Raw genomic sequence first — 574 nt, 5'->3', positions numbered from 1 at the left:
GCGCACCCCTGATAAGGGTGAGGTCGGTGGTTCAAGTCCACTCAGGCCTACCAATTATTCGATAGAATGATTGAAGTAGCTCAGCTGGTTAGATCGCACCCCACTCTTTATCGATAAAAAGGGGTGAGGTCGGTGGTTCAAGTCCACTCTGACCCACCAGATTACGCGATTCGGCGTTATGAAAGTACTTGCATAGCAGGCTATGCTTCGCGCTTTCATGCCTTGATTCACGAAATTTGGCGTAAAAAACTGACTCCGAAGTTTCCTGCACTGATTGATGGAAACGCCAGGGCGCAGAGATTTTTTCAGCGGACCAGGCGCGCGTAGAAGCGAACGAGGGCCGATGGAAAAAGATCAAGCACTGGGGCTATAGCTCAGCTGGGAGAGCGCCTGCCTTGCACGCAGGAGGTCAGCGGTTCGATCCCGCTTAGCTCCACCATTCTCTGGTGAACCTTGAGAAACCAAAAGCTAAAGAATGAGGGTGTCGAATGACATCGTGATGACTTTACCTTTTGTTTTCTTACAAACAGCGGTAACACGCTTGGAAAACACGCTCTTTAACAATGTGGATTTG

The 574-nt window shown here is 49.7% G+C and carries 1 tRNA gene; it reads left to right on the top strand.

What is annotated here, in order from left to right:
• Positions 1-363: 363 nt before the first annotated feature.
• Positions 364-439: transfer RNA gene (locus tag BGP75_RS21500), tRNA-Ala, on the top strand.
• The last annotated feature ends 135 nt before the right edge of the window (positions 440-574 follow it).

Source organism: Motiliproteus sp. MSK22-1 (assembly GCF_001968815.1).
Classification (GTDB): domain Bacteria; phylum Pseudomonadota; class Gammaproteobacteria; order Pseudomonadales; family Balneatricaceae; genus Motiliproteus.
The sequence above is the reverse complement of the archived record's forward strand: the minus strand, read 5'-3'. Positions and strand labels throughout refer to the sequence as shown.